The sequence below is a fragment of the Pseudomonas sp. URIL14HWK12:I12 genome, assembly GCF_003097135.1.
Lineage (GTDB): Bacteria > Pseudomonadota > Gammaproteobacteria > Pseudomonadales > Pseudomonadaceae > Aquipseudomonas.
The window spans coordinates 53595-79938 of sequence record NZ_QEQL01000008.1 but is presented as its reverse complement, the minus strand read 5'-3'; the positions used below and the strand labels follow the sequence as shown (position 1 = coordinate 79938).

Genomic DNA, 26344 nt, shown 5'->3' with positions numbered 1-26344 from the left:
CCCACCGAGCGCTTAAAGCGTCGAGAACAGCAGCCCACCACCGCGGGGCCCGCTTTTACTGGGCGCTGGGGGTTTGCGGCTCAAACAAGGTTGGCGCCGCGCAGCTCGCTCTTGAGGTAGGCGTAGTAGACGGGCCCGGCGACCACGCCGGGCAGGCCGAATGCCGCTTCGAAGATCAGCATTGCCAGCAGCAACTCCCAGGATTTGGCGCGAATCTGGCCCCCGACGATGCGGGCGTTGAGGAAGTATTCGACCTTGTGGATCAGGATCAGATAGCCCAGCGCCGCCACGGCCACCCATACCGAAATCGAAAGGCCGACGATAGTGATCAAGGTGTTGGACATCAGGTTGCCGATCACCGGCAGCAGGCCCAGCAGGAAGGTCATCACGATCAGGGTTTTGGTCAGCGGCAGCTTGATCCCCACCAATGGCAGCACTACCGCCAGGAAGATCCCGGTGAAGGCCGTGTTGAGCGCGGAAATCTTGATCTGCGCGAAGACGATGTTGCGAAATGCCTGCACCAGCAGATAGAGGCGGTCGAATAGGGCGGCGGCCAGTGGCTTGCGCTCGTGCAGCGGGGGGATTTGCTGCAGGGCGATGATCGCGCCCAGCACCATGCCGATCAGCAAGGTCACGAAGGTGTGCGCCGCGTCACGGCCGATCAGTTGCAGATCGGACAAATGCTGGCTGCCCCAGGCGCCAATGGCGGTGCGAAATTCCGCGGCGCTCGCGGGCAGGTACGCATCCACCGCAGGCGGCAGCTGGCTGCGGGCACGCTCGACCACGGCCATGAACTTGTCCAGCGAAGCGCCAGGGTTTTCCACTTCATGCAGCACGAAGCTGATCGCGCCAGCGAAGATAAGCGCCAGCACACTGACGATGAGCGTCCCTAATAAAGCCACTGCTAGCCAGCGTGCACGGCGCCCGGCGATCAGGCGCTGCAATTGGGGCGTGAGCATGTTCACCAGCTCGAACACCAGCAGGCCCGCCAACAGGCTGGGCAACAAGCGCAGGGGCAGCACCAGCAACAGGCCGGCAACCATGATCAGCCAGCTGGCGATCAGAACGTGACGCTGGGAAAACGCGAACATAGTGCCTCTGGAACGGCATGAGAGAGACGGCAGTCTGCCAGCCTTGCAGCAGGACAGCCAGCGCCAAACGACATGCCACCAATGGCGTAAGACCGCGGATCGAGAGGCGTTGCGTGATTTTTGGAAAAAACTGCTTACAAACCTTTAGCTCGACAGAAACATCGAACTCTCGTCGACCGCCACGGCTCTGAAACAAGGACAGGGCCGCAAATGGCCATCTCGAAGGAGCGACGCCATGTACAAGCAAACACTGACCGCACTGTGCGTGGCCGGCCTGCTGGCCGGCTGTAATACCACCCCGCAAAACCCGGTGGATTTCGTCACCTATCGCAATGAGCCGCTGGTCAAGCAAGTCGAGAAAGGCATGACCATGCAACAGGTCGAAACCCTGGCCGGGCCACCGTCGACCGTGGTGGCAGGCACTGCGGGTTCGCCTGATGGCACCTGTAACAATTACATCCTCAATCGTGATGGCCATCAGCAGCCTTACTACGTCAGCTTCGACCCGTCCGGGCACGTGGCGACCAAGGGCTTCATGACCTGCGAGCAGCGTAAGAACAACGAAAAAGCAACGATGTGAGCAATGGCGGCCCCCCTTGGGCCGCCGGTACCGCCGGGCGCTGGGGGTAAAACTTTTCAGCGCACCCGCCACTCCCATGAGAACTGATCACGCCGCCTTAGAGCGAGACAGCTCCCCCGTGACCAAGCAAAGCCTTTTCTGGAGATTGAAATGATCAACGTGCAACTGACCGACAAGAACACCTTGCGTGAACGTGCTCGCCAGCATGTCGACAATGGCGCAGTAACCGAAGGCTACACCGCCGACCGAGAAGAAATCCTGCGGCTGCTCAACGAATCGCTGGCCACCGAGCTGGTGTGCACCCTGCGCTACAAGCGCCACTACTTCATGGCTAACGGCCTGAAAGCCAGCATCGCGGCGGATGAGTTCCTGGAGCACGCCAACCAGGAATCCGAGCATGCCGACAAACTGGCCGAGCGCATCGTGCAGCTGGGTGGTGAGCCTGAGTTCAACCCCGACGTGCTGTCGAAGATGTCGCACGCTGAATATCGCGCCGGCAATACGCTCAAAGAAATGGTGTATGAAGACCTGGTCGCCGAGCGAATTGCCATCGACAGCTACCGCGAGATCATCCAGTACATCGGCGACAAAGACCCGACCACTCGCCGCATTTTCGAAGACATCCTCGCTCAGGAAGAAGAGCACGCCGACGACATGGCGGACATCTACGAAGAAATCGAAGGCAGCAACTAAGCAACACCTGCGTTCAAGAAATCGCCCGGCACTGCCGGGCGATTTGCTTTTTGCTGCCTGGCATGGCAGCTCGCAGCTGCCCTGCCGCGTTGACCCTATGGCCTCACCGTCTTGGGCACCTTGCCCTCACGCATCTGCTGCAGCAAAGGTGCACACTGGTTAGGCTCATCTCCACTGGGGGCCACCAGGGCCAGCAAACCTGCCGCCGGTGCAACCACCGCCCCCAAGGCGACCATCCCGGCGCCGCGCAGAATCAACGGCATCGCTTGCACGCCCGCTGAGGGCTTGGCGAAGGGGCCACGCACATACAACGGCGAACGCAGCGAGATGATACGGAAGCCTTTGGACTCAGGCGTGATCTTCATGTCCAGTTGCTCGGTCTTGAAGTTCGCGGTGCCGTCAACGTAGATGACCGCGTTCTCGGTATCGAACACGAACAAGTTGGTATTGGCCAGCCCGTCCTTGATCCCGATGTCTGCCGCTGCACAGTTGATCTTCACTTCCTTGTCGCCAAAGATCTTGCCGACGATGTAGTTGCCGACGTTAAGCCCGGCAATCTCCATGAGGTCGCGGCTCACTGCGCCATCATTGATCACCGTGCGCACCTTGCCATTGGCCCCGCCCAACAAGGCCGCGACCGAATTTCCGGTGCCTGTGATCTCGGCATCGCCATTGAGCTGGCCGAAGCTGGTGCGCATGGGCTCAAAATTCGGGAACAGCTGCTTGAGCTGAAAGCCGCGAGCCTTGAGCTGTGCCTGCGCCTGCAATGGTGTTGCCCGGCCGTTCAACGTGGCAGCCGCTTCGAGCTTGCCGCCTGCCATGCCGAAGTTGAGCGGTTGCAGGCTGAGCTTGCCGTCATCGAGGATGACGTGGGTATAGAGGTTGTCGAAGGGAAGCTGCTCACTTTTCACGATGCGCTTGCCGGCGAACTCGACATCGGCGTCCATCGCGCGCCAGCGGTCAGTGCGGAACTCCTCCACCGGCAGCACCTTGCCAGCCGGCTGCTTGCTGGCCCCGTCCCGGGCTTTCTGCTCCTGATTCGAATCAGCGCCGATCAACGGGGCCAGGTCAGAGAACAGCAGTTGGTTGGACTGCAACTTGCCACTGAGCTTAGGCCTTGGCTTACCGGCGACGAACGCCAGGTCGCCGTGAATATCGCTGTCGCCGATCTTGCCGTTGAAGCCTTGGTACTGGAAGGTGGCGCCCGCAGGGTCGTGAAGCTTGGCGACCAGCCGGCCATCAGTGGCGTAGGGTGGCGTGTCGGGCAGCGTAACACCCGTTAGCGGGTAGAGATTGCCCAGGCTGCTGCCTGCCAGTTTAAGTTGAAGGTCCAGTGCCCCGAGACTACGCGGGTCGGTGAGCGTACCCACCACCTGAGCCTCGGTCTTGGCGATGTTCACACGCACCTGCACCGGGAACGGCTGCTTGGCATCCTGCAGCGCGAGCAGGCCCCCGACCTTGCCGTCGCCATCCAGCGGCATACCTTTGTAATGCCCTTTGACCTTGAAGGCGAAGGCGTAGTCCTGCGCATTGGCACCGCTGTCGCGTACGCTCTTGGCTGCACCGCTCTTGCCCGCCAGTTCGCTGAAGGGCACGGGCTTGCCCAGTGGGTCGATGACCACATCAGCATCGGTGTTGAGCACTTGGTCGTTATAGGTTACGTGGCCCTTGTCGAACTTGATCGCGCCGATGTCCACCACCCATTTGGACGGCGCGGCGTCGGGATCCTTGGGGCCAAAGTCGAACGTCCAATTGTCGCGGCCTTCCTTGAGGCGGAACAGCTCCGCGTTGGGTTCTGTAAGGTCAATACGGGGGATTACCACCCGCTGCGCCAGCAATGGCAAGGGCGACAGGCGGAACTCGATCTTTTTCAGGCCTGCCATCTGTGGCTTTTTCGACCAATCAGGGTTGCCCAGCGTGATGTCTTCGGCAACGAAACGCGGCCATGGCACCCAGGCACGCCAACCCCCCTCCTCCGGCTCCCGTGCCCAGTGCACCGCCAGGTTGCCCTCAATGGCGAAAGGCCGGTGCAGCGCCTCGGACACTTTGGCATTGAGCGTAGGTTTGATGCGGTTCCAGTCGAAGGTGGCGATGAAAACCACCAGCACGACAACCAGCAGGAGGAAAACCGCTGCGGTCCAGGTGAGGATCTTTTGGGGCCGCGTCATGGCGGTGGCTCCTTGTACGAATGCTTGGAGCTTAGAGGCCTCGGGGCCGCAAGCGGTTCGGCCCGATCTTCGATACCACAGGTTTTTCGATAAAGCCGGCTGCACCCGGGTAGCGCGAAAAGTTCAGTGACGCTCGGTAACGGAGCATTTCGAACTCTGCTTACCCGTTGATTAACAAGGCATTTAGCCAACAATCAATTCCGTTGATTGTTACCATTCTACCTATCGACTTTTTAATCGAAATCCTAGGCGTAACATCTGCTCTGTGAACGACATTCAGCCCTTTTATGGAGCACTACTCATGAAACGCCAACTCCTTGCCCTGACCCTCTCCGCACTCGCTGCCAGTGTGATCGGCCTGCAGAGCGCTCAAGCCCGCAGCCTGTCCCACGACAGTGCACAAGTTGAAACACCCACCTATACCCTGGTTGCGCAGGACGGTGCAGACCGCACTTTGAACAGCGTCGCTCAAGACGGCGCAGACCGCACCCTGAACAGCGTTGCTCAGGACGGCGCAGACCGCACCCTGAACAGCGTTGCTCAAGACGGCGCAGACCGGACTCTGAACAGCGTTGCTCAAGACGGCGCAGACCGCACCCTGAACAGCGTTGCTCAAGACGGTGCAGACCGTACTCTGAACACCGTCGCTCAAGACGGTGCTGATCGCCAGCTTAGCGATGTCGCATGATCGCCCCTGTGCGTAACGCCTCGACACGCCCGGCCTACCTTGGCCGGGCTTGTACTTTCTAAGCACCCGTCACACCCCATCGCCCGATTTTGTTACATTGCGGTCCATGATCAGTCATGAACGCGCAGCCCCCCTGTCGGCCCGCGCCGAACAGAAACGCCAGACCCGCCAGGCCCTGCTGGACGCCACGCTGAATTTGATCGCCAGCGGCAAGGCCTTTGGGACGCTGAGCCTGCGCGAAGTCGCTCGGGCCGCTGGCATCGTGCCTACCGGGTTCTATCGCCACTTCGACGACATGGACGCCTTGGGCTTGGCCCTGGTGAACGAGGTCGGTGAAGCGTTTCGCGACACCATTCGCCTCGTGCGCCATAACGAGCTCGTGCTCGGTGGGCTGACCGATGCGTCGGTGCGTATCTTTCTCGATGCGGTCCACAGCCACCGTGCGCATTTTCTGTTTCTGGCTCGGGAGCAGTTCAGTAGCTCGGCACGAGTGCGCCAGGGGCTGCTGAGGTTGCGCTCGGCCATCAGTTCGGACCTTGCGGCAGACCTCTCACACATGCCGCGATGGGCGCATTTGAACCAGCCTGCGCTTGAGGTCATGGCCGACCTGGTGGTCAAGGCGGTGTTCGCTGCGCTTCCCGAACTGCTCGAGCCCGAGGGCCGCGACGGCACGGGGCTGGCCCCGGCCGACAAGATTCGCCAACAGCTGCGCTTCATCTTCATTGGCGCCAAGCATTGGCCAGGTTTGGCGAGACTGGCGCCGTGAGGGGGGCGATCTGGTACAGTGCGCGCTTTGGCTCTGCGCGCTATTGAAGACCATGCCCTCCCAGACTTCCCTCCCCGCCGTTTTCCAACAGGTTCACCGCCACTTTCTGGAGCAGGTCGTGCCTTTATGGGAAGGCCCGGGCTGGAATCCAGACCTGGGCCTGGCCTACGAGGCCTTGGGGCGCGACTTGGCCCCGATGCCTGTGCAGCGCTACCGAGCAATGGCATGCGCCCGGCAGCTGTATCTGTTCACGGCACTGGGCGAGCGCCAGGGGGCGGCGGCGCGTGCGAAGACCCTGTTCAGCGCCCTCGACCAGCATTTTCGTGACGCCGTGCACGGCGGCTGGTTCTACAGCATCGATGCCCATGCCCGCCCGCTAGACCGCAGCAAGGATCTCTACACCCACGCCTTCATCGTGTTCGCCAGTGCCCATTACCTGGGCAGCGTGCGCACAGCCGAGGCGCAGGCACGCCTCGACCAAGCGCTGGCGATAATCTTCGAGCGTTTCTCCACAGGGGACGGGCTGTACTGGGCAGCCCTGGCTGAAGACTGGGCGGCCCAGGGCCAAGGCCCGCTGCAAAACCCGCTCATGCACCTGGCCGAAGCTTTTCTGGCCGTGCTGCAGGTGCGGCCTGACGCTCGCTGTGAAGCAGCGCTGGTGGCATTGTGCGATGCGATGAATGAGAGGTTCATCGATCCACAACACGGTGTGCTGATGGAAAAACCCATCGAGAGCCTAGGCAATTGGTTCGAACCGGGCCATCAGTTCGAATGGTATTACCTGCTCAAGGCCTCGCCCCTGCTGCGAACGCACAGGCTATGCGCACAACTCGAAAACACCTTCGCCTACAGCGAACGGATCGGGGTGGAGAACGGCCATGTGTTGGCCATGCTGGCGGCCGACGGCGAAGTCAAAGACCCCACGCGGCGCATCTGGGCCCAGGCAGAATACCTGCGCGCCCTCACCATGCGCGAAAGCGCGGCGGGCCAAGTGCTGGAGCAGCTACTGCACCTGCAGGCGCATTATCTGCCCAGCGGCGGTTGGTACGAATGCCGCGACGGCAAGGGCGAGGTAAGCCGGCACGACATGCCTTCCACCACACCCTATCACCTGGCCACGGCCTACTCGGCGCTCAGCGATTACGCTCGATAGCGAAACCGGCCCATGACTGGCTCACGGGCATGATTTCCAGGCTGTTGATGTTCAAATGCGCTGGCTGGTTCATGACCCAGAAGATTGTCTCGGCAATATCCTGAGGCTGCACTGGCTCGGCGCCTTTGTAGGTGGCGTCGTACTTGCTCTGGTCACCGTTGAACCGCACCAGCGAGAACTCACTTTCGCACAGGCCCGGCTCCAGGTTGGTCACACGTACGCCGGTGCCCTGAAGGTCGCAACGCAGGTTGAGCGAGAACTGCCCTACGAATGCTTTGGTCGCACCGTAGACGTGACTACCCGGGTACGGGTAATTGCCGGCCACCGAGCCGAGGTTGACGATGCTGGCGCCTCGGCCATGGGCGATCAGCCGCGGCAAAAGCAGGCGCGTTGCGTAGATCAGCCCTTTGACGTTGGTGTCGACCATGGTGTCCCAATCATCCAGGGAACACTTGGGTGCTGGGTCTGTGCCCAGAGCGAGCCCTGCGTTGTTAATAAGGCCCGTGAGCTTGTCGAATGGGGCGGGGAGGCTCTCGATGGCTGCCTCCATGGCTGCGCGGTCGCGTACATCCAGCACCAGCGGTAGCACCTGAGTTTTCTCGCCCAGCTCACGAGCCAGAGCTTCGAGGCGGTCTTGCCGCCGGCCAGTGAGCACCAGCGCCCAACCTGCGTCCGCGAAGCGCCGCGCGCAGGCTTCACCGAAGCCGGAGGTCGCGCCAGTGATGAAAACGGTGGAAACCATGCTGCTCTCCTTGAATAGGTACCGGGTCGGGCCAAGCGTTACAGAATGCATCGCCACGCCCGCGGCAGCAAGGCTGGCAAGGGGCGATCAAAAAACAACCAACAACCCCGAGGCCTTGCCACTTGTGGCCTGGCGCCCCTTTCACCCAGTTTATCCACAGCCGGTTCCACAAAAATCCTGAGCAACAGCGAAGCGCCTCCGATAGGGGCATAAACGCATTGAAATACGTGCTGCGACCCTTCTGGAAAATTTTTAGCTTGACCGGTGCTTCATACGGCGATCCCGGGCGAAGACGACTAAAAACCATTGACTTGCGCAAGCCTTGAAAATCGCCACTCAGCACACTCTGCCCAAACCTTTCCCACAGAGTTATCCACAGGCTTCGAACTCGGGGTTACTGGACATTAAACCAGTTGACAAGTTGAGCGCCGGGGTATGGCCATACCTTCTGGTCAAAAAACAACCAAGGCGCTGCAGGCCATGTAATCCGCGGGTTGTGGCGGTATGCTACCAAGTTGCTAACAGGCGATTACACATTTTCCGGGGATAACGGCAGCCGGTGAGCTGGGCGCAAAAACCGCGCCCAAACGTCGCATCCCAACGTGTTTTTCAAAAGGTTTTCCACATTCGGCCCCTTGCCTTGCACAAGGGGCTCTGCACCGTCAATGGCCGCCTAGATAGGCATTGCGTACATCGTCGTTTGCCAGCAGTTCCTGCCCGGTGCCGGTCATGCGAATCTGCCCGTTCACCATCACATAGGCCCGGTCAGACAGCTTCAGCGCGTGGTTGGCATTTTGTTCCACCAGAAAGATGGTCATGCCTGTCTTGGCCAGTTCGCGAAGCGTGGAGAAGATCTGCTTGACCACGATCGGCGCCAGGCCAAGCGAGGGTTCGTCCAGCAGCAGTAGCTTGGGCCGGCTCATCAGCGCACGGGCGATGGCGAGCATTTGCTGCTCGCCGCCAGACATCGTCATCGCACGCTGATTGCGCCGCTCCTTGAGCCGGGGAAACAGCTCGAACATACGCTGCATGTCTTCACTGGCATGGCGGTCGCCGATGGGGATGGTGCCCATCATCAGGTTTTCCTCGACCGTCATGTCCGGGAACACCCGACGCCCCTCGGGCGACTGAGCAATGCCGTTGGAGGCGATGTAATGCGGGGTTTTGCGAGTGATGTCGGTGCCGTTGTAGAGAATCTGCCCGGCACTGGCGCGGGGCTGGCCGAAAATCGACATCAGCAGCGTCGACTTGCCTGCGCCGTTGGCACCGATCAGGCTCACGGTTTCGCCCGGCTGGATATGCAGCGACACCTTGCGCAGCGCCTGCACCGGGCCGTAGAAGGCATCTACATCGCGAAACTCGAGGATCGCACCACTCATGCTACTTCCTCCTCTTCCGCACCCAGGTAGGCGGCGATCACTTTCGGGTCGTTGCGGATATCCTCGGGCTTGCCCGCGGCGATCACATTGCCGTGGTCCAGCACCACGATGTCGTCGGAGATGCTCATCACCATGCCCATGTCGTGCTCGATCAGCACAACCGTCATGTCGTGATGGTCACGAAGGTGTCGGATCATCCCGCTCAGCGCTTCGGTTTCCTGAGGATTCAGGCCAGCAGCCGGTTCATCCAGGCAGATGATCTGCGGGCGCGTGCACATGGCTCGGGCGATTTCCAGGCGGCGTTGCTGGCCGTAGGACAGCTCCCCTGCCAGGCGATTGGCATGGGGCACCAAGTCGACCACCTCCAGCCAGTAGAACGCAGTGTTGAGCGCCTCTTCTTCGGCGCGCCGGTAACCGCGGGTGTTGAGCACCCCCGCAAGGAGGTTCCGGTTGACCCACATGTGCTGAGCGACCAGCAGGTTCTCCACCACCGACATTTCTTTGAACAGGCGGATGTTCTGGAACGTACGGGCCATACCCGCCCGGTTCACCAGGTGGGTACCACCGAACATCTTGTAATACAGGCGGCTGCCAAAGCGCGCAGGTGAAACGAAATCGGCGCCCTGGAACGGCTCGCCCAGCAGTTTGATCACGTCTACCTGGCGGCCTTTGGCGTTGAGGTGGATCTTGCCACCCGAGGCACGGTAAAAGCCGGTCAGGCAGTTGAACACCGTGGTTTTGCCAGCACCGTTGGGGCCGATGAGAGCGAAGATCGAGTTGCGCTTGACCTGCAGGTTCACGTCGGCAAGCGCTTTGATACCGCCGAACTGCATCATCAAGTGCTCAACCGACAGGATGATATCGTCGCTCATGGCGCCACTCCTTTGCGCGGGGTTACGCCGGTGCGGCCAACACGGATCAGGCCGCGCGGTCGCCAGATCATCATCAGCACCATCAAGATACCTAGCAGCAGCACCCGGTACTCACCGAAACTGCGCAGCAGCTCAGGCATGGTGCTGAGCACAAATGCAGCGATCACTACGCCCAAGGTCGAACCCATGCCGCCCAGCACCACGATGGCCAGGATCAGCGCTGATTCGAAAAAGTTAAAAGACGTAGGGTTAACGAAGCCGGCATAGCTGGCGAAGAATACCCCCGCGATGCCGGCAGTCGAAGCCCCGAGGGTGAAGGCCGAAAGCTTGACCAGCACATGATTCAGGCCCATCGCACGGCAGGCGATCTCATCCTCGCGCAACGCCTCCCAGGCGCGCCCGACCGGCATGCGTGTCAGGCGGTGCTTGATATACAGCACCAGCATCACGATGAGGAAAAGCACAGCGTAGAGAAACACGAATTTGAGGTCGCCGTTGTAGGCGAAGCCGAAGTACTCGTGGATGGGCACCCCGCCGTCCTTGGCACGGCGGCCGAACTCCAGCCCCATGACCGTGGGCGCAGGTACCGGCAAACCATTGGGGCCGCCGGTGAAGTCGATCCAGTTGTTGAGCACCAGGCGGATGATCTCACCGAAGCCCAGTGTCACGATGGCGAGATAATCCCCATGCATTCGCAATACCGGAAAGCCCAGGATGCACCCAGCCAGTGCCGCTGCGATGGCCGCCAGCGGGATCGCTGACCAGAACCCCAGCCCCAGGTACTGGTAGCCCAGCGCCAGGCCATAGGCACCGATGGCGTAGAAGCCCACATACCCAAGGTCAAGCAGCCCGGCCAGGCCCACCACGATGTTCAGGCCCAGGCCCAACAGCACGTAGATCAGGCCGATGATGACCACGCCCAGCAGGTATTTGTTGGCAAATACCGGAAACACCAGGGCGATCACGATCATCAGCGGGATGATCCAGCGCAGCCGGCTTTTGTAATCTGGTGGGCGCACATGCACGCCCGCGCCGCCGCTCTCGAGGCTGTGTTGCATGGCCTTGCCTACAGGCAACTGCAGAAACAGGCTGAGCATACCGCGGCCTGCCACCACTGCCAGGACCATCCACGCGGTGCGCACAGGCGCGGTGGTGAAGCTGTAGCCATCGAGCACGACGCCCATGACCGGGCCGAACACGATCAGTGCCATCAGGCCGGCGATCACAGCGTCGACCAGAACCTTCTTGAAATCGACGGGTGTTGGTTTGGTGGTTTCCATCATTTACACCTTCGTCACCAGCGGGCGGCCCAACAGGCCTTGGGGGCGGAAAATCAGGATCAGCACCAGCAGCGCGAAACTGAATACGTCTTTGTAGTCGGAGTTGACCAGCCCGGAGAATTGCGACTCTGCCACCCCCAGGATCAGGCCACCGAGCATGGCCCCAGGCAGCGAGCCGATGCCGCCCAGCACAGCGGCGGTAAACGCCTTGATACCGATGATGAAGCCTGCGTAGAAGTCGAACGTGCCGTAGTTCATGGTCACCAGCACGCCGGCCAGTGCCGCCATGGAGGCACCGATGATGAATACGTAGGAAATCACCCGGTCGGTATTGATGCCCAGGATGGAAGCCATCTTGCGATCTTGCTGGGTAGCGCGGCACATCCGCCCCAGGCGGGTGTACTTGATGATGTAGGTCAGGATGGCCATACCGGCGAAGGCCGCGATGATGATGAACGCCTTGGTGTAGCTCAGCTGTACGAAGCCGGTGCCCACGTCGAACCGCCACCCCCCTTCGAGCAGCGTAGGCACGCCCTGCTGGCGCGACCCCTGGCTGAGCTGCACGTAGTTCTGCAGGATCAGCGAAATGCCGATAGCGCTGATCAGCGGGGCCAGGCGAGTGGAGTTACGCAGCGGTTTGTAGGCCACCCGCTCGATGGCCAGGCCGTAGACCGCAGTGACCACGATGGTAAACGCCAGGGTGCCGAGAATCAGGAACGGAAAGGACTCCAAGCCGAAGAATGAAAGCACCGCCAGGCCGATGGCCGAGAGGTAGCAAGAGACCATATAAACATCGCCGTGGGCGAAGTTGATCATGCCGATGATGCCGTAGACCATCGTATAGCCGATGGCGATCAGCCCATAGACTGACCCCAGAGTCAGGCCATTGACCATTTGCTGCAGAAAAATACCGTCCATCTTGCGCTCTCGTGTACCGGGTGGGCTGCCACCTGCGCGCACGGGCCGGGTAGCCCGGCAGGCGATCGGTGGCAGTTGAGGCAAAGGTTGCGGGCCGAAGCGGTGGCGCGGCAAGGGTGCCGCGCGCCGCCTGTATGATTATTTTTGCTTGTCGAGCTGCTTGTACTTGCCGCTGGCATCCCACTGGTACATGACGTAGTCGGAGACTTTCAGGTCGCCTTTGCTATCCCAGGTCTTTTCGCCCATCACGGTCTTGACCGGGTTGGCCTTGAGCCATTTGGCAGCGTCTTCGCCCTTGTCGGATTTGGCGCCGGCAAAGCCTGCAGCCAGGGCCTGGACCGAGGCGTAGGCGTACAGGGTGTAGCCTTCAGGCTCGTACCCGCTTTTACGGAAGCTATCTACAACGGCCTTGGAGTCCGGCACCATGCGCGGGTCTGCGCCAAAGGTCATGTATACGCCGTCGACGTATTGAGCACCGCCTGCGGTGGTTACCAGCTCGTCGGTCACGATGCCGTCGTCGGACATGAACTTCACGTCCTTCAGGCCTTGCTCACGCAGTTGGCGGACGAGCGGGCCGGCCTCTGGGTGCAGGCCGCCGAAGTACACCACCTCTGCACCAGAAGCACGGATCTTGGTCACCAGGGCGCTGAAATCCTTTTCGCCGCGGGTCAGGCCCTCTTCCAGCACAGGCTTCACACCGCGTTTGGTGAGCTCGGCAGCCGTGGCGTCGGCCAGGCCCTTGCCGTAGGTATCCTTGTCGTTGATCACCGCCACTTTCTTGGCCTTGAGCACATCGACGATGTAGTCGCCGGCGACCACGCCCTGTTGGTCATCCCGGCCGCACATGCGGAACACCGCCGACAGGCCGCGCTCGGTCACTGTGGGGTTGGTGGAACCGGGGGTGATGACGATCACGCCAGCATCGGCATAAACCTCGGAGGCCGGGATGGTAGAGGAAGAACAAAAGTGGCCAACTACGCCATTGACCTTGTCCTGATCGACCAGGCGGTTGGCCACCGCCACGGCTTGCTTGGGCTCGCAGGCGTCATCGCCCTTCACCAAAACGATCTTCTCACCGTTGACGCCGCCGGCGGCGTTGATCGCATCGGCCGCGGCCTGTGCCCCCCTCATGTACTGCTCGCCAAACGAAGCGTTGGCACCGGTCATCGGGCCTGCCACGCCGATCTTGATGTCAGCCTGGGCGACGCCGGCAGTACCAAGCGCGGCGGTAACTGCCAGCGCTAGAAATCCTTTTGCGTAAAACGATTGCGACATGAGTGGTGCTCCTGATCATTATGGTTGGCACTACAACTTCAAGCGAACAGCTTCAGAGCAAGCGCCGTGCCAGCGGCCAACGGCTTAGCCAAAAGTCGAATAGGCGGGGCTCTGGCGCGCAAGGCGTGGAGCAAAGCCTTCGGGATGTGCAACCCTCTATCTTCATGTCGGTATCACCTTTTGCAGCCAAAGGTGCCACTACAAAATGCCACTATTGCAACCCGACACTTCGGGCAAGTGCAACCGGCACATCCCAGGCCGCTGTCACCTAAGTGCACATTTGCAGTGCGGCCCTGCTACGGCACGCACGTTTTTGCGCATCGCTTACCCCCTCAAGCGTAGCGGCGAGTCCAACGCAGTGCCGGTTGATTACTCAACGCCCTGATCCGGCGCACGCACGAGCGTCGCAATAGAAATAGTGCTGGCCTTATCGCCAGCAAATATGAGCAACTGTGTTTTTTGAAACGCCCGTCGGAGCCCTCATGACCGATAGCCCCTTCGCCGAACGCTTGGTGCAGAACCTGCTCGATACGGATCTGTACAAGCTTTCGATGATGCAGGCCGTGCTGCATAACTATCCCAACGTCGAAGTGGAGTGGGAGTTTCGTTGCCGTAATGGCGAGGACCTTCGCCCTTATCTAGGCGAAATCCGTCACCAGCTCGAAAGGCTGGCCGAGTTGGCCATGGACGATGAGGAAATGGGCTTCCTGGAAGGCATCAACTTCATGAAGCCCGACTTCCTCCGTTTTCTGCGCCTGTTCCGCTTTAACCTGCGTTATATCCAGGCCGGGATCGAAAACGACCAGCTGTTCATCCGACTGCGCGGGCCCTGGCTGCATGTCATCCTGTTCGAAGTGCCGCTGCTAGCCACCGTCAGCGAAGTCCGTAACCGTTACCTGCACCCGGATATCGGCGTACAAGAAGCGCTCGACCAGCTGCATCGCAAATTCGACTGGTTGCGCGCCAGTGCCAGTGCCGACGAACTGGCCGGCCTGCAATTGGCGGATTTCGGTACTCGCCGGCGCTTTTCATACAACGTGCAGGAGGCGGTGGTGCGTGGGTTGCAGCGCGACTTTCCGGGGCGCTTTGTCGGCACCAGCAATATGCACTTGGCCCGCATCCTGGGGTTGAAGCCCCTGGGCACCATGGCGCATGAGTGGGTAATGGCTCACCAGCAGCTAGGCCCACGCCTGATCGACAGCCAGATCGCCGCGCTCGATTGCTGGGTGCGCGAGTACCGTGGGCTGCTGGGCATCGCGCTCACCGACACCATCACCATGGACGCTTTTCTGCGCGACTTCGACCTGTATTTCGCCAAGCTCTTCGACGGCCTGCGCCATGACTCGGGCGACCCCTTGGTATGGGCGGAGAAAGCCATCGCCCACTACCGCAAGCTGGGAATCGACCCGCAGACCAAGACGCTGGTGTTCTCAGACGGTTTGGACCTCAAGAAGATGCTTACCATCTATCGCACCCTGCACGAGCGCATCAATGTGAGCTTTGGCATCGGCACCAGCCTGACCTGCGACATCCCTGGGGTTACGCCCATGAGCGTGGTGATGAAGATGACCGATTGCAATGGCCAACCGGTGGCGAAGATCTCCGACGAGGCCAACAAAACTCAATGCCGCGACGAGAACTTCGTCTCCTACCTGCGGCACGTCTTCAAAGTGAGCGCTTAGTCCACCAGCTTGATATCGCCCTTCATCTGGAACATGTGCGCGGGATAGCTGCAGAAGAACGTGTAGCTTTCCCCAGCCTTGAGTTTGGAAACATCAAAGCTGACCGAGGCCTTCTCGCCAGCGCCGATCATTTTCGTATGGGCGATGACCCGATCATCCCCAGGCTTGAGATAGTCACTGTCCAGGCCCGCGCTCATGCCGTCCTGGCCGATGGCCTCCATGTCGCTGGCTTTGCTGAGCACCCAGTTATGGCCCATGACCTGCTTGGGCAGGCTGCCGGAGTGCGTCAGGTTTACAGTGAACGTGCTGCAGCTTTTGCTGATGGAGATTTGCTGGGTACTGAAGGTCATGCTGTCGGTGGAATCGACCGTGACGTCGCATTCGGCAGCCATGGCCGAAGCGCTCAATACAGTGAGCGTGGTGAACAAAGCGGCTTTGCTGAACATGGGTTCGCTCCAGAGCCAAACGGCTCTATCAGGGGAATCGAAACATTTAACGAGCGTAATGATGCCTTGCGGGTCTACCGTCAACAACATCGACAACCGGAGCCGCCATCATGAGCATATTGCTTCAGCGTTTTCTTGCCGCCTACGCCAGCGCCGCCAGCGGATGTGATTTTTCGGTTCAGAGTTGATGCAGTACGCTGTGCGGCCTGCACAGGAGAACTGCCATGGCTTTGAAATCCGTTTGCGTATTCTGCGGCGCCAGCAGCGGCGCCAACCCTGCCTACCGTGATGCGGCCGAACAACTGGGCCGAGCGCTGGCCGAACGCGGGTTGACGCTTGTCTATGGCGGCGGGAAGGTCGGGTTGATGGGTGTGGTAGCCGATGCAGCGATGGCTGCAGGGGGCGAGGTAATCGGGGTTATCCCCGAAGCACTCAAGGCCTTGGAGGTTGGCCATGCCGGGCTGTCACGGCTGGAGGTAGTCGATGGCATGCACGCGCGTAAGGCACGCATGGCGGAGCTGGCCGATGCGTTCATTGCCCTGCCTGGCGGCTTGGGCACGCTTGAGGAACTGTTCGAGGTCTGGACCTGGGGCCAGCTGGGCTACCACGGCAAGCCGCTGGGCCTGCTGGAGGTCAACGGTTTCTACCAAAAGCTCACCGGCTTTCTCGACCATCTCGTGGCAGAGCACTTCGTGCGCCAGGAGCACCGGGCGATGCTGCAATTGGGGCATGACGCCGACGAATTGATCGATGCGCTTGAGCGCTGGGAGCCGACGACCCTGCCGAAATGGACGGACCGCAAGCCGGATTGATCAGCGAGCCGCGCCGCAAGCCGCCCTCCTGCTACAAAAACCCAAGCTGGCTTGTGCTGGGTGGGAGGCCGGCTTGCCGGGCCACGCCGAGGCCGGGCCCTCAGCGCGGGATGACCGGCTGGCGTGCCGGCTTTTTCTTGCCCTTGTTGGCCGGCTGGGCACGCTTCTCTTGCTGGCGCCGCGCCTCGGCGGCCGCCTTGGCCTCTTCGCGCTTGCTCCAGGGCTTGCTGCCGTCGCTGGCGCGCGGCGGCAAGCCTGTGTGCTGGGTGAGGATCTTCTGACCCTGGCCAGCCTTGTGGCTGCCGGCAGGGGTCGAGTTCTTGCGCCGTGCACTGTGGTAGCTGTCGGTTTCCGGTTGGTGCAAGGGAATCAGTTGATGCTTGCCCGGGCCAATCAGGTCGGCACGGCCCATGCGCTGCAAAGCCTCGCGCAGCATCGGCCAGCCCTTGGGGTCGTGATAACGCAGGAAGGCTTTGTGCAGGCGGCGCTGCTCCTCGCTCTTGACGATCTCGACGCCTTCGCTCTTGTAAGTGACCTTGCGCAGCGGGTTCTTGCCAGAGTGGTACATCGCCGTAGCCGAGGCCATGGGCGAGGGATAGAACGCCTGCACCTGGTCCGCGCGAAAGCCATTGCCCTTGAGCCACAGCGCCAGGTTCATCATGTCTTCATCGGTGGTGCCTGGGTGGGCGGCGATGAAGTACGGGATCAGATACTGTTCCTTGCCCGCTTCCTTCGAATACTTTTCGAACATGCGCTTGAAGCGGTCATAGCTACCGATGCCCGGCTTCATCATTTTGTCCAGCGGGCCGCGCTCGGTGTGCTCAGGGGCGATCTTCAGGTAGCCGCCCACGTGATGGGTCACCAGCTCCTTGACGTATTCGGGCGACTCGACCGCCAGGTCGTAGCGCAAGCCCGAGGCGATCAGGATCTTCTTCACCCCTGGAAGGGCGCGGGCCTTGCGGTACAGCTCGATCAGCGAGCTGTGGTCGGTGTTGAGGTTCTCACAGATGCCGGGGAACACACAGGAAGGCTTGCGGCAGTGCTTTTCGATCTCCGGGCTCTTGCAGGCGATGCGGTACATGTTCGCCGTCGGGCCGCCAAGGTCGGACACCACACCGGTAAAGCCAGGCACCTTGTCACGCATCTCTTCGATTTCGCGAATGATCGAATCGTGCGAGCGGTTCTGGATGATCCGCCCCTCGTGCTCGGTGATCGAGCAGAAGGTGCAGCCGCCGAAGCAACCCCGCATGATGTTCACCGAGAAGCGGATCATTTCATAAGCAGGAATGCGCGCCTTGCCGTAAGCCGGGTGAGGCACCCGCGCATAGGGCATGCCGAAGACGTAGTCCATTTCCTCAGTGGTCATGGGAATGGGCGGCGGGTTGAACCAGACATCCACTTCGCCATGCTTCTGCACCAGGGCACGGGCGTTTCCGGGGTTGGTTTCCAAGTGCAACACGCGGTTGGCATGGGCGTAGAGCACCGGGTCATTGCGAACCTTTTCGAACGACGGCAGGCGGATTACCGTTTTATCGCGGGCAAGGCTTGGGCTGGGCAGCAGCTGCACCACTTTGGCCTCATTCGGGTCTTCAACTTCCCCTTTGGCTTGCTCGATGGCGCACGCTTGGGTGTCCTGAGTGTTGACGTAGGGGTTGATGATCTTGTCGACCTTGCCCGGGCGGTCGATCCGGGTGGAGTCGAGCTCGAACCAACCCTCAGGGGTGTCACGCCGCACGAATGCCGTACCGCGGATATCAGTCATCGCCTCGATCGGCTGGCCCGCCGCCAGGCGCTGTGCCACCTCAACCACCGCCCGCTCCGCGTTACCGAACAGCAGGATATCGGCGCTGGCGTCGATCAGGATCGAATGACGGACCTTGTCCTGCCAGTAATCGTAATGGGCAATACGCCGCAGCGAAGCCTCGATGCCGCCCAGCACGATCGGCACATGCTTGTAGGCCTCTTTGCAGCGCTGGCTGTACACCAGGCTGGCGCGGTCCGGGCGGGCGCCGGCCTGGCCGCCGGGGGTGTAGGCGTCGTCGGAGCGCACCTTCTTGTCGGCGGTGTAGCGGTTGATCATCGAATCCATATTGCCAGCGGCCACGCCGAAGAACAGGTTCGGCTCCCCCAGCTTCATGAAGTCGTCTTTGGACTGCCAGTCGGGCTGGGCGATCACCCCTACCCGAAAGCCTTGCGCCTCCAGCAGCCTGCCAATGATCGCCATGCCAAACGACGGATGGTCGACGTAGGCATCGCCGGTCACGATGATGATGTCGCACGAATCCCAGCCCAACTGATCCATTTCTTCCCGGCTCATGGGCAGGAAAGGCGCTGGCCCGAAACACTCGGCCCAGTACTTGGGATAGTCGAACAACGGCATGGCGGCTTGCATGGCTAGCACCGGTCAGTTAGGCAATGGGTTTGAAAGATCGCGAGGGCGCGCAAGATAGCACAAAAAATAACCAAACACAGCCCGAAAGCTACGAGCTGCAAGCCTCAAGCAGGGCTAGGGCCCCCTGCTCTCACTTGAAACTCGCAGCGGCTTTTATTCGTCGTCGAATTGATAGCTGCCCGGCGCAAGGTTCTCGAAGCGGGTGTATTTGCCGATGAACGCGAGCCGCACGGTGCCGATGGGGCCGTTGCGCTGCTTGCCGATGATGATTTCGGCAACGCCCTTGTGTTCGGTTTCGGGGTGATACACCTCGTCCCGGTAAACGAACATGATCACGTCGGCGTCCTGCTCGATCGCCCCGGATTCCCGCAAGTCGGAGTTCACCGGGCGCTTGTTTGGGCGCTGTTCCAGGGAGCGGTTGAGCTGGGAGAGCGCCACTACCGGGCAGTTGAATTCCTTCGCCAGCGCCTTGAGCGAGCGGGAAATCTCGGAAATTTCGTTGGTACGGTTGTCACCGCTGGAACCGGGGATCTGCATCAGCTGCAGGTAGTCGACCATGATCATCGCCACCTCACCGTGCTCACGCACGATGCGCCGGGTACGCGCGCGCATCTCCGACGGGCTGATGCCGGCGGTGTCATCGATGAACAACTTGCGGTCGTTGAGCAGGTTGACCGCGCTTGTCAGCCTCGGCCAGTCGTCATCTTCGAGCTTGCCGGTACGCACTTTGGTCTGGTCGATACGGCCCAACGACGACAGCATCCGCAACACCAGGGAGTCGCCGGGCATCTCCAGCGAGTAGACCAACACCACCTTTTCGGTACGCATCAGGGCGTTTTCCACCAGGTTCATGGCGAAGGTGGTCTTACCCATCGAAGGCCGGCCGGCAACGATGATCAGGTCGGCTGGCTGCATGCCGCTGGTTTTGTCATCGAGGTCGGTGAAACCGGTTGTCAGGCCGGTGATGGCGGCGTCGGTGTTGAACAGGGTGTCGATGCGGTCGATGGCCTTGGTCAGCAGGTCAGTCACGCCAACCGGCCCGCCGGTCTTGGGGCGTGCTTCGGCGATCTGAAAGATCTGCCGCTCGGCCTCATCGAGGATCTCGCCTGCATTGCGGCCTTCGGGGTTGAAGGCGCTGTCGGCGATGTCGTTGCTGATGCTGATCAACTGGCGCAGGGTGGCGCGCTCGCGAACGATCTGCGCGTAGGCCTTGATGTTGGCCACCGACGGGGTGTTGCGTGCCAAGTCGCCAAGATAGGCCAGGCCGCCAGTCTGGCTGCCCTGCCCTTCGCGGTCGAGCTGTTCGGACAGCGTCACGACGTCGAAGGGCTGGTTCTGCTCGGCCAGCTTCGAAATGGCGCGGTAGATCAGGCGGTGGTCATGGCGGTAGAAATCGCCGTCCGAAACCTGGTCCAGCACCCGCTCGTAGGCGTTGTTGTCCAGCATCAGGCCACCGAGCACGGCTTGTTCGGCCTCGATGGAATGCGGCGGGACCTTCAACGCGGCGGTTTGCAGGTCGAACTGTTCGGGCGTGGAAATCTCGTTCATGGCCACGGGAATTCTATAGGGGTAGAAAAACATGAAGGCGCGCATCGCAAAAGCGAGCGCGCCTTCATCTTATTGGCCCGCCGGAAGGAATACCACCGGCGAGCCAAATGCCTGAGGGCAATCAGGCAGCGACAACAACCACGCGAACGGTGGCTTCGACGTCGCTGTGCAGGTGCACGGCTACATCGTATTCGCCAACGTGACGGATGGTGCCGTTCGGCAGGCGAACTTCAGCCTTGGCCACTTCTACGCCGGAGGCGGTCAGGGCGTCAGCGATGTCGTGGGTGCCGATCGAACCGAACAGTTTGCCTTCATCGCCAGCGGTAGCGGTGATGGTGACTTCCAGCTCGGCCAGTTGGGCAGCGCGGGTTTCAGCCGACGATTTCTTGTCTGCGGCCAGTTTTTCCAGCTCGGCGCGGCGGGCTTCGAACGACGCGATGTTCGCTTCGGTCGCAACGGTGGCCTTGCCTTGCGGCAGCAGGTAGTTACGGCCGTAACCACCTTTTACGCTTACTTTGTCGCCCAGGTTGCCCAGGTTGGCGATTTTTTCCAGCAGGATCAGTTCCATTTGGTATTAACCTCTTAACTTTTAACCTTCACCGTTCGCGGGGCCTTGGTTGTTGCCTCCAGGAGGCGCCAGGCGGCCGCGAAAATCAATCAGGCTGTCGACTATGGCCAGAAGCACCAGCAATGGATAGATAGCCTGCATGGAAACGACAAGCATCAAATACAACCCAACCAGCCAAAACCGGCCCAGCTTGCCCATCGCCACCAGCCCATGAATCAGGGCCAGCCCGGCGAACATCAGTGGCACACTGCACAGCGGCGTGAGCATGGCGACCTGGGCCCCGAATTGCGGCCCCACCAGCATCAGCACCAACAGCAGCAGGGCCGCGGCGCCGGGGATGCGCACCGCGCGAAACTCGCGGCCGAACCCACCGGGGTTGTAAAGAACTGCTTGCCAGTAACGGCCCAACATCAGGACCACTACACTGCACGCTTGCAACACAGACGCTATCAGACCGTTGAGTACCGGGGCGATCAACGCCTCCAGGCGAGCCTGCTCCTCCAGCTTCAATTGCTGGTAGACCCCTCCGAACAGCCGTGGCAGCTGGGTTTGCACCATCTGCGCCAGGTCGTCGATAGGCTCTCGAAACAACGAGCCCAGGACCACGCCATACACCAGGCCAAGCCCGATGCTGGCAAGCAGCACGCGGCTCCAGGGCCAACCGGCGCGCAACAGCTGCGCCAGCACCACCGAACCGAGCAACACCATCAGGGTGCGCGGCTCGCCGAAATACCACCAGACAAACGCTGGCAGCACGCCCCAGGCCAGGACGCCGAAAGCGCCCTCGAACCCCCGCCGCAGCAGCACGAGGCAGGCAGCGGCGGCACTCAACCAGAACAACAGCGGCAATGCCGCACAACCTGCCACCACGAGGGTGGCCTGCACGCGACCGCGCATGATGAAATCAGCCAACGGGCGCATGGATCTATCCTTTTACTGCGTACTTAAAGCCTGGTCTCAGCGGCCGTGGCTGTCGGTGTAAGGCAGCAGGGCCAGGAAGCGGGCGCGCTTGATAGCGGTGGCCAGCTGACGCTGATAACGGGCTTTGGTACCGGTGATGCGGCTAGGAACGATCTTGCCGGTTTCGGATACGTAAGCTTTCAGGGTGTTGAGATCCTTGTAATCGATCTCTTTGACGTTTTCTGCGGTGAAACGGCAGAATTTACGACGGCGGAAGAAACGTGCCATTTAACAGGCTCCTCTAAAGATCCGTGGATTACTCGTCAGCGTTGTCGTTGCTGTCGCTGTTGTCGCTGTCGTCGCCTTCGGCGCTGTCAGCGTTCTCAGGACGCTCGCGACGCTCACGGCGCTCGCTGCGGTTCTCTTCAGCCTTCAGCATCTCGGATGGGCCGGTAACGGCTTCGTCGCGACGGATGATCAGGTTGCGGATAACGGCGTCGTTGTAGCGGAAGTTGTCTTCCAGCTCAGCCAGGGCTTTGCCGGAGCACTCGACGTTCAGCATCACGTAGTGAGCCTTGTGAACGTTGTCGATTGCGTAGGCCAGTTGACGACGGCCCCAGTCTTCCAGGCGGTGGATCTTGCCACCTTCTTCTTCGATCAGCTTGGTGTAACGCTCGACCATGCCGCCGACTTGCTCGCTCTGATCCGGGTGAACCAGAAAGATGATTTCGTAATGACGCATGAATGCTCCTTACGGGTTGTAGCCTGCCGCTTTCGCGATCAGACAAGGAGTGGATGTTCTTCTAGCCTGCCTCGGCTCGAGGCAGGGCTGGCCCTGCCGCAACGGGCAAGGCGCGCAATTGTAGAGAAGCGCTTCGGGCGAAGCAAGGAGAACTGGCGATTATTTGAGCAATGGCCGGCGCTGGCGCACCGCTTCGAACAGGCAGACGCCGGTGGCCACTGACACGTTCAGGCTGCTGACACTGCCACCCATGGGCAGCTTGACCAGGTAATCGCAATGCTCGCGGGTCAGCCTGCGCATGCCCTTGCCCTCGGCGCCCATCACCATCACCAACGGGCCGGTGAGGTCCTGGTCATAGATCAGCGTCTGCGCCTCGCCGGCCGTCCCGACGACCCACAACCCGCGCTGCTGCAGCTTCTCGAGCGTACGCGCGAGATTGGTCACAGCCACCAGGGGTACGACTTCCGCCGCGCCGCAGGCGACCTTGCGCACGACCGCGGTGAGCGTTGCGGATTTGTCCTTGGGCACGATGACGGCCGTCACGCCCGCGGCATCGGCGCTGCGCAGGCAGGCGCCAAGGTTGTGCGGGTCGGTCACGCCATCGAGCACCAGCAACAGGGGCGGGGTTTCACTGCGCTCGAGCAGCTCCTCGAGCATTGCCTCACCCCATACCTGGCTCGGGCTCACCTCGGCCACGACGCCCTGGTGGACGCCCTCAACCCAGGTGTCCATTTCCTTGCGGTCAACAGCGCCGATCGCGACGCGGTATTGCCCCGCCAGCTCGAGCAAGGCCTGCACGCGAGGCTCGCTCCGGCCCTCGGACAGCCAAATCTGCTTAACCCGCTTGGGGTGGTGCCGCAACAGGGCCTCGACGGCGTGAACGCCGTAGATTTTTTCCAGCTGGCTCATGCTTTACCTTTACTGCTGCTGCGCGACTTGGACGCCCCTTTGCGGTGCTTGGTCGGCTTCCCTTCGGCCTTCTTGCTCGATGAAGCGGGCTTGTTACCACCGTGGCGCGCCTCGGACATCAACGCCTTTTTCATCTCACGGCTCTTGCGCACCTCAGTGTTGTTGGCGACGGCGTGAGACGAGTGGTAGGCATCGGCCACAGCCGGGTCTTTTTCAGCCTTGCGCTTGCGCGGCTTGGCCGCTTCGGCAGCAGGCAACTGATCGAACTGTGACTGGGGATCGGCCGGGGCCGCCTCTTTCTTCGTGCTGCGCTTGCGTGTTTCGGTTTTGGCCGTGGAGTCGGCCAGCTCGAAATCGATCTTGCGCTCGTCAAGGTCAACCCGCATCACGCGCACATCTACCGTATCGCCCAGGCGGAAGCTGCGCCCGGTGCGCTCACCGGTGAGGCGGTGGTGAACCTGATCGTAATGGTAATAGTCACCGGGCAACGCCGAAACGTGCACCAGGCCCTCGACGTAGATGTCCTTGAGCTCGACGAACAGGCCGAAACCCGTTGTTGCGGTGATCACGCCCGGGAAGCTCTCACCCACGCGGTCGCGCATGTATTCGCATTTGAGCCAGTTGACGACATCACGGGTCGCTTCGTCGGCACGACGCTCGGTCATCGAGCATTGCTCGCCCAGTTGCTCCAGCGCCGCTTCATCGTATGGATAAAGCTTCGCTTTGGGCATGCTCGCGGCGCCTGCCCGCACCACGTGAGGGGTTTCCCGGCGTGAACGAATCACGCTGCGAATGGCGCGGTGCACCAGCAAATCGGGGTAGCGGCGGATCGGTGAGGTGAAGTGGGTGTAGGCCTCGTAGTTCAGGCCGAAGTGGCCATTGTTCTGCGAGGTGTACACCGCCTGGCTGAGCGAGCGCAGCATGACCGTCTGGATGAGCTGAAAATCCGGGCGATCCTTGATGCTTTCGAGCAGCTGCTGGTAGTCCTTGGGCGTCGGGCCATCCTTGCCCTTGTGCAGGGACAGGCCCAACTCGCCCAGAAAGGCACGCAGTTTTTCCAGGCGCTCGGGGGGCGGGCCATCGTGCACGCGGTACAGCGCAGGGATCTCGTGCTTCTGGAAGAACGCTGCAGTGGCAACGTTGGCCGCCAGCATGCATTCCTCGATCAGCTTGTGCGCGTCGTTGCGTTGGGTCGGGCGGATCTCGGCGATCTTGCGCTCGGCACCGAAAATGATGCGGGTTTCCTGGGTCTCGAAGTCGATCGCACCGCGCACGTGCCGCGCGCCGATCAGCACCTTGTAGAGGGCATGGAGCTGCTTGAGGTGCGGAACCACCTCGGCATACTCCTCACGCAGGCCCTTGGCCTCGCTGGTGCGAGCATGCTCGAGCATCGTGCTGACCTTGTTGTAGGTCAGCCGTGCATGGGAGTGGATCACCGCCTCATAGAACTTGTAGTCGACCATCTGCCCGGTCTTGTTCATGGTCATCTCGCAGACCATGGCCAGCCGGTCGACCTTTGGGTTCAACGAGCACAGCCCGTTGGACAGCTCCTCGGGCAGCATCGGCACTACGCGCTCCGGGAAATACACCGAGTTGCCGCGCACTTGCGCTTCGTTGTCGAGCGCCGAGCCGACCTTCACGTAGCTGGACACATCGGCGATGGCCACATACAGGCGCCAGCCGCCGCTGAACATCTTGAGCTTGCCCAGTGGCTCGCAGAAAACGGCGTCGTCGAAGTCGCGAGCGTCTTCGCCATCGATGGTCACGAAGGGCAGCGCGCGCAGGTCGACGCGGTGCTCCTTGTGCTTTTCCTCTACATAGGACTTGAGCTTCGAGGCCTCACGGGTCACGCCCTCAGGCCACACATGGGGAATGTCGTAGCTGCGCAGGGCAACGTCGATTTCCATGCCTGGCGCCATGTAGTTGCCCAGCACTTCCACCACGTCACCCTGGGCCTGGAACCGCTGGGTGGGCCAGTGGGTGATGCGAATTTCGACGAACTGGCCGATCTTGGCGCCATTGTTGCGCCCTTGGGTGACCAGCACTTCCTGCTGCACCTTGGGGTTGTCTGGCTGCACGAAGCCGATGCCGCCCTCTTCGAAGTAGCGGCCAACGATCGTTTCGTGGCCTCGGCTGACGACCTCCACCAGCGCGCCTTCGCGGCGGCCGCGGCGGTCGGTGCCGGAAACCCGTGCCAGGGCGCGGTCTCCATCGAACACAGTGCGCATCTGGGCGGGGCTCAAAAACAGGTCGTCGCTGCCGTCGTCCGGGATCAGGAAGCCGAAGCCATCACGGTGGCCGCTCACGCGCCCAGCGATCAGGTCGAGCTTATCGACGGGGGCATAAGTGCCCCGGCGCGTGAAGATCAGTTGGGCATCGCGCTCCATGGCGCGCAGGCGACGGCGCAGAGCTTCGATCTGGTCTTCTTCGTGCAAGCCGAATTCATCGGCCAGCTGTTCACGACTGGCGGGCGAGCCGCGATCAGCCAGGTGCTGGAGGATCAGTTCGCGGCTAGGGATGGGATTGTCGTATTTTTCCGCTTCGCGAGCGGCCTCGGGGTCGAGGGACTGCCAGTCGGCCATTAGATAAGGTTCACCTTGTGCATATAATGCGGGTTAGTGTGGCATAGCTGCATTGAAACCGGAAATACAAGGGTTTGACAGCCCTGTACATAGCTTTTTAGCCCCGAGGGGGCGATACGAAAAAGATTTTTACGCTCAGGGGTTTACAGCCCAAAACC

At 61.2% G+C, this 26344-nt stretch carries 24 protein-coding genes; 7 read left to right on the top strand and 17 right to left on the bottom strand.

The features are described from left to right. Positions 1–80: 80 nt before the first annotated feature. Positions 81–1091, bottom strand: a complete 1011-nt coding sequence (locus tag F474_RS21375) for an AI-2E family transporter (RefSeq protein WP_097089096.1) — start codon at positions 1089–1091, stop codon at positions 81–83. A 235-nt stretch (positions 1092–1326) separates the two neighbouring features. Here F474_RS21375 and osmE point away from each other — a divergent pair, with 235 nt between their 5' ends. Both osmE and F474_RS21365 read left to right on the top strand, forming a co-directional pair. Next, entirely contained in the window at positions 1327–1671 is a 345-nt protein-coding gene (osmE, locus tag F474_RS21370; RefSeq protein ID WP_097089094.1) for an osmotically-inducible lipoprotein OsmE, read from the top strand. A 150-nt stretch (positions 1672–1821) separates the two neighbouring features. Then, entirely contained in the window at positions 1822–2364 is a 543-nt protein-coding gene (locus F474_RS21365; protein WP_097089092.1) for a bacterioferritin, read from the top strand. Between the two features lie 95 nt (positions 2365–2459). Here the strand turns inward: F474_RS21365 and F474_RS21360 are convergent, their stop codons facing one another. After that, the gene (locus F474_RS21360; RefSeq protein WP_097089090.1) at positions 2460–4532 is read right to left on the bottom strand and encodes an AsmA family protein; all 2073 of its coding nucleotides are present in this window, start codon (positions 4530–4532) and stop codon (positions 2460–2462) included. A 301-nt stretch (positions 4533–4833) separates the two neighbouring features. Between F474_RS21360 and F474_RS21355 the strand changes: the two genes are divergently transcribed. From F474_RS21355 to F474_RS21345, 3 genes are all read left to right on the top strand, one after another. Next, positions 4834–5220, top strand: coding sequence for a phage infection protein (locus tag F474_RS21355; RefSeq protein WP_097089087.1), 387 nt, complete (start codon positions 4834–4836; stop codon positions 5218–5220). A 133-nt stretch (positions 5221–5353) separates the two neighbouring features. After that, entirely contained in the window at positions 5354–5986 is a 633-nt protein-coding gene (locus tag F474_RS21350; protein WP_097089259.1) for a TetR family transcriptional regulator, read from the top strand. Between the two features lie 52 nt (positions 5987–6038). Further along, on the top strand, positions 6039–7139 hold the full coding sequence (locus F474_RS21345; protein WP_097089085.1) for an AGE family epimerase/isomerase: 1101 nt from the start codon (positions 6039–6041) through the stop codon (positions 7137–7139). Here the strand turns inward: F474_RS21345 and F474_RS21340 are convergent. The 6 genes from F474_RS21340 to F474_RS21315 all read right to left on the bottom strand — a co-directional run bounded on the left by F474_RS21340 (position 7120) and on the right by F474_RS21315 (position 13605). Next, a complete protein-coding gene (locus tag F474_RS21340; RefSeq protein WP_097089083.1) occupies positions 7120–7881 on the bottom strand; it encodes an SDR family oxidoreductase in 762 nt (253 codons plus the stop codon). The genes F474_RS21345 and F474_RS21340 overlap by 20 nt on opposite strands. Positions 7882–8543: 662 nt before the next feature. Further along, a complete protein-coding gene (locus tag F474_RS21335; RefSeq protein ID WP_097089081.1) occupies positions 8544–9260 on the bottom strand; it encodes an ABC transporter ATP-binding protein in 717 nt (238 codons plus the stop codon). Then, positions 9257–10132 carry an ATP-binding cassette domain-containing protein gene (locus F474_RS21330; protein WP_097089079.1) on the bottom strand — a complete coding sequence of 292 codons (876 nt, stop codon included), beginning with the start codon at positions 10130–10132 and terminating at the stop codon, positions 9257–9259. Before F474_RS21330 ends, F474_RS21335 begins: the two co-directional genes overlap by 4 nt. Then, entirely contained in the window at positions 10129–11412 is a 1284-nt protein-coding gene (gene livM, locus F474_RS21325) for a high-affinity branched-chain amino acid ABC transporter permease LivM (protein ID WP_165830355.1), read from the bottom strand. Before livM ends, F474_RS21330 begins: the two co-directional genes overlap by 4 nt. A 3-nt stretch (positions 11413–11415) precedes the next feature. Continuing rightward, entirely contained in the window at positions 11416–12330 is a 915-nt protein-coding gene (locus F474_RS21320; protein WP_097089074.1) for a branched-chain amino acid ABC transporter permease LivH, read from the bottom strand. Positions 12331–12468: 138 nt separating this feature from the next. After that, complete coding sequence (locus F474_RS21315; protein ID WP_097089072.1) at positions 12469–13605, bottom strand: branched-chain amino acid ABC transporter substrate-binding protein; 1137 nt, start codon at positions 13603–13605, stop codon at positions 12469–12471. A 482-nt stretch (positions 13606–14087) separates the two neighbouring features. On the opposite strand from F474_RS21315, the gene pncB reads away from it, so the two are divergent. Further along, entirely contained in the window at positions 14088–15287 is a 1200-nt protein-coding gene (gene pncB, locus F474_RS21310; protein WP_097089070.1) for a nicotinate phosphoribosyltransferase, read from the top strand. Here pncB and azu read toward each other — a convergent pair. After that, positions 15284–15733, bottom strand: a complete 450-nt coding sequence (gene azu / locus F474_RS21305) for an azurin (RefSeq protein ID WP_097089068.1) — start codon at positions 15731–15733, stop codon at positions 15284–15286. The genes pncB and azu overlap by 4 nt on opposite strands. 224 nt (positions 15734–15957) lie before the next feature. Between azu and F474_RS21300 the strand changes: the two genes are divergently transcribed. Beyond that, a complete protein-coding gene (locus F474_RS21300; RefSeq protein ID WP_097089066.1) occupies positions 15958–16545 on the top strand; it encodes a TIGR00730 family Rossman fold protein in 588 nt (195 codons plus the stop codon). A gap of 100 nt (positions 16546–16645) precedes the next feature. On the opposite strand, the gene F474_RS21295 is transcribed toward F474_RS21300, so the two are convergent. The 8 genes from F474_RS21295 to rnr form a co-directional block, all read right to left on the bottom strand. Continuing rightward, entirely contained in the window at positions 16646–18937 is a 2292-nt protein-coding gene (locus F474_RS21295) for a YgiQ family radical SAM protein (protein WP_097089065.1), read from the bottom strand. Between the two features lie 153 nt (positions 18938–19090). Then, positions 19091–20485, bottom strand: a complete 1395-nt coding sequence (gene dnaB / locus F474_RS21290) for a replicative DNA helicase (RefSeq protein WP_097089257.1) — start codon at positions 20483–20485, stop codon at positions 19091–19093. Between the two features lie 121 nt (positions 20486–20606). Then, positions 20607–21053, bottom strand: coding sequence for a 50S ribosomal protein L9 (gene rplI, locus F474_RS21285; protein WP_097089063.1), 447 nt, complete (start codon positions 21051–21053; stop codon positions 20607–20609). A gap of 21 nt (positions 21054–21074) precedes the next feature. Next, positions 21075–21974, bottom strand: coding sequence for a hypothetical protein (locus F474_RS21280; RefSeq protein ID WP_097089061.1), 900 nt, complete (start codon positions 21972–21974; stop codon positions 21075–21077). A gap of 36 nt (positions 21975–22010) precedes the next feature. Continuing rightward, positions 22011–22241, bottom strand: a complete 231-nt coding sequence (gene rpsR, locus F474_RS21275; protein ID WP_040260021.1) for a 30S ribosomal protein S18 — start codon at positions 22239–22241, stop codon at positions 22011–22013. A 28-nt stretch (positions 22242–22269) separates the two neighbouring features. Then, positions 22270–22695 carry a 30S ribosomal protein S6 gene (gene rpsF, locus F474_RS21270; protein ID WP_097089059.1) on the bottom strand — a complete coding sequence of 142 codons (426 nt, stop codon included), beginning with the start codon at positions 22693–22695 and terminating at the stop codon, positions 22270–22272. A 159-nt stretch (positions 22696–22854) separates the two neighbouring features. Further along, on the bottom strand, positions 22855–23604 hold the full coding sequence (rlmB, locus tag F474_RS21265; protein ID WP_097089057.1) for a 23S rRNA (guanosine(2251)-2'-O)-methyltransferase RlmB: 750 nt from the start codon (positions 23602–23604) through the stop codon (positions 22855–22857). Continuing rightward, complete coding sequence (gene rnr / locus F474_RS21260; protein ID WP_097089056.1) at positions 23601–26186, bottom strand: ribonuclease R; 2586 nt, start codon at positions 26184–26186, stop codon at positions 23601–23603. The genes rlmB and rnr overlap by 4 nt, the downstream gene beginning before the upstream one ends. Positions 26187–26344: the final 158 nt, after the last annotated feature.

Bases quoted from the DNA above. Each gene is read 5' to 3' on its own strand.
- F474_RS21375 (WP_097089096.1), bottom strand. From the start codon at position 1,091: ATGTTCGCGTTTTCCCAGCGTCACGTTCTGATCGCCAGCTGGCTGATC.
- osmE (WP_097089094.1), top strand. From the start codon at position 1,327: ATGTACAAGCAAACACTGACCGCACTGTGCGTGGCCGGCCTGCTGGCC.
- F474_RS21365 (WP_097089092.1), top strand. From the start codon at position 1,822: ATGATCAACGTGCAACTGACCGACAAGAACACCTTGCGTGAACGTGCT.
- F474_RS21360 (WP_097089090.1), bottom strand. From the start codon at position 4,532: ATGACGCGGCCCCAAAAGATCCTCACCTGGACCGCAGCGGTTTTCCTC.
- F474_RS21355 (WP_097089087.1), top strand. From the start codon at position 4,834: ATGAAACGCCAACTCCTTGCCCTGACCCTCTCCGCACTCGCTGCCAGT.
- F474_RS21345 (WP_097089085.1), top strand. From the start codon at position 6,039: ATGCCCTCCCAGACTTCCCTCCCCGCCGTTTTCCAACAGGTTCACCGC.
- F474_RS21340 (WP_097089083.1), bottom strand. From the start codon at position 7,881: ATGGTTTCCACCGTTTTCATCACTGGCGCGACCTCCGGCTTCGGTGAA.
- F474_RS21335 (WP_097089081.1), bottom strand. From the start codon at position 9,260: ATGAGTGGTGCGATCCTCGAGTTTCGCGATGTAGATGCCTTCTACGGC.
- F474_RS21330 (WP_097089079.1), bottom strand. From the start codon at position 10,132: ATGAGCGACGATATCATCCTGTCGGTTGAGCACTTGATGATGCAGTTC.
- livM (WP_165830355.1), bottom strand. From the start codon at position 11,412: ATGGAAACCACCAAACCAACACCCGTCGATTTCAAGAAGGTTCTGGTC.
- F474_RS21320 (WP_097089074.1), bottom strand. From the start codon at position 12,330: ATGGACGGTATTTTTCTGCAGCAAATGGTCAATGGCCTGACTCTGGGG.
- F474_RS21315 (WP_097089072.1), bottom strand. From the start codon at position 13,605: ATGTCGCAATCGTTTTACGCAAAAGGATTTCTAGCGCTGGCAGTTACC.
- pncB (WP_097089070.1), top strand. From the start codon at position 14,088: ATGACCGATAGCCCCTTCGCCGAACGCTTGGTGCAGAACCTGCTCGAT.
- azu (WP_097089068.1), bottom strand. From the start codon at position 15,733: ATGTTCAGCAAAGCCGCTTTGTTCACCACGCTCACTGTATTGAGCGCT.
- F474_RS21300 (WP_097089066.1), top strand. From the start codon at position 15,958: ATGGCTTTGAAATCCGTTTGCGTATTCTGCGGCGCCAGCAGCGGCGCC.
- F474_RS21295 (WP_097089065.1), bottom strand. From the start codon at position 18,937: ATGCAAGCCGCCATGCCGTTGTTCGACTATCCCAAGTACTGGGCCGAG.
- dnaB (WP_097089257.1), bottom strand. From the start codon at position 20,485: ATGAACGAGATTTCCACGCCCGAACAGTTCGACCTGCAAACCGCCGCG.
- rplI (WP_097089063.1), bottom strand. From the start codon at position 21,053: ATGGAACTGATCCTGCTGGAAAAAATCGCCAACCTGGGCAACCTGGGC.
- F474_RS21280 (WP_097089061.1), bottom strand. From the start codon at position 21,974: ATGCGCCCGTTGGCTGATTTCATCATGCGCGGTCGCGTGCAGGCCACC.
- rpsR (WP_040260021.1), bottom strand. From the start codon at position 22,241: ATGGCACGTTTCTTCCGCCGTCGTAAATTCTGCCGTTTCACCGCAGAA.
- rpsF (WP_097089059.1), bottom strand. From the start codon at position 22,695: ATGCGTCATTACGAAATCATCTTTCTGGTTCACCCGGATCAGAGCGAG.
- rlmB (WP_097089057.1), bottom strand. From the start codon at position 23,604: ATGAGCCAGCTGGAAAAAATCTACGGCGTTCACGCCGTCGAGGCCCTG.
- rnr (WP_097089056.1), bottom strand. From the start codon at position 26,186: ATGGCCGACTGGCAGTCCCTCGACCCCGAGGCCGCTCGCGAAGCGGAA.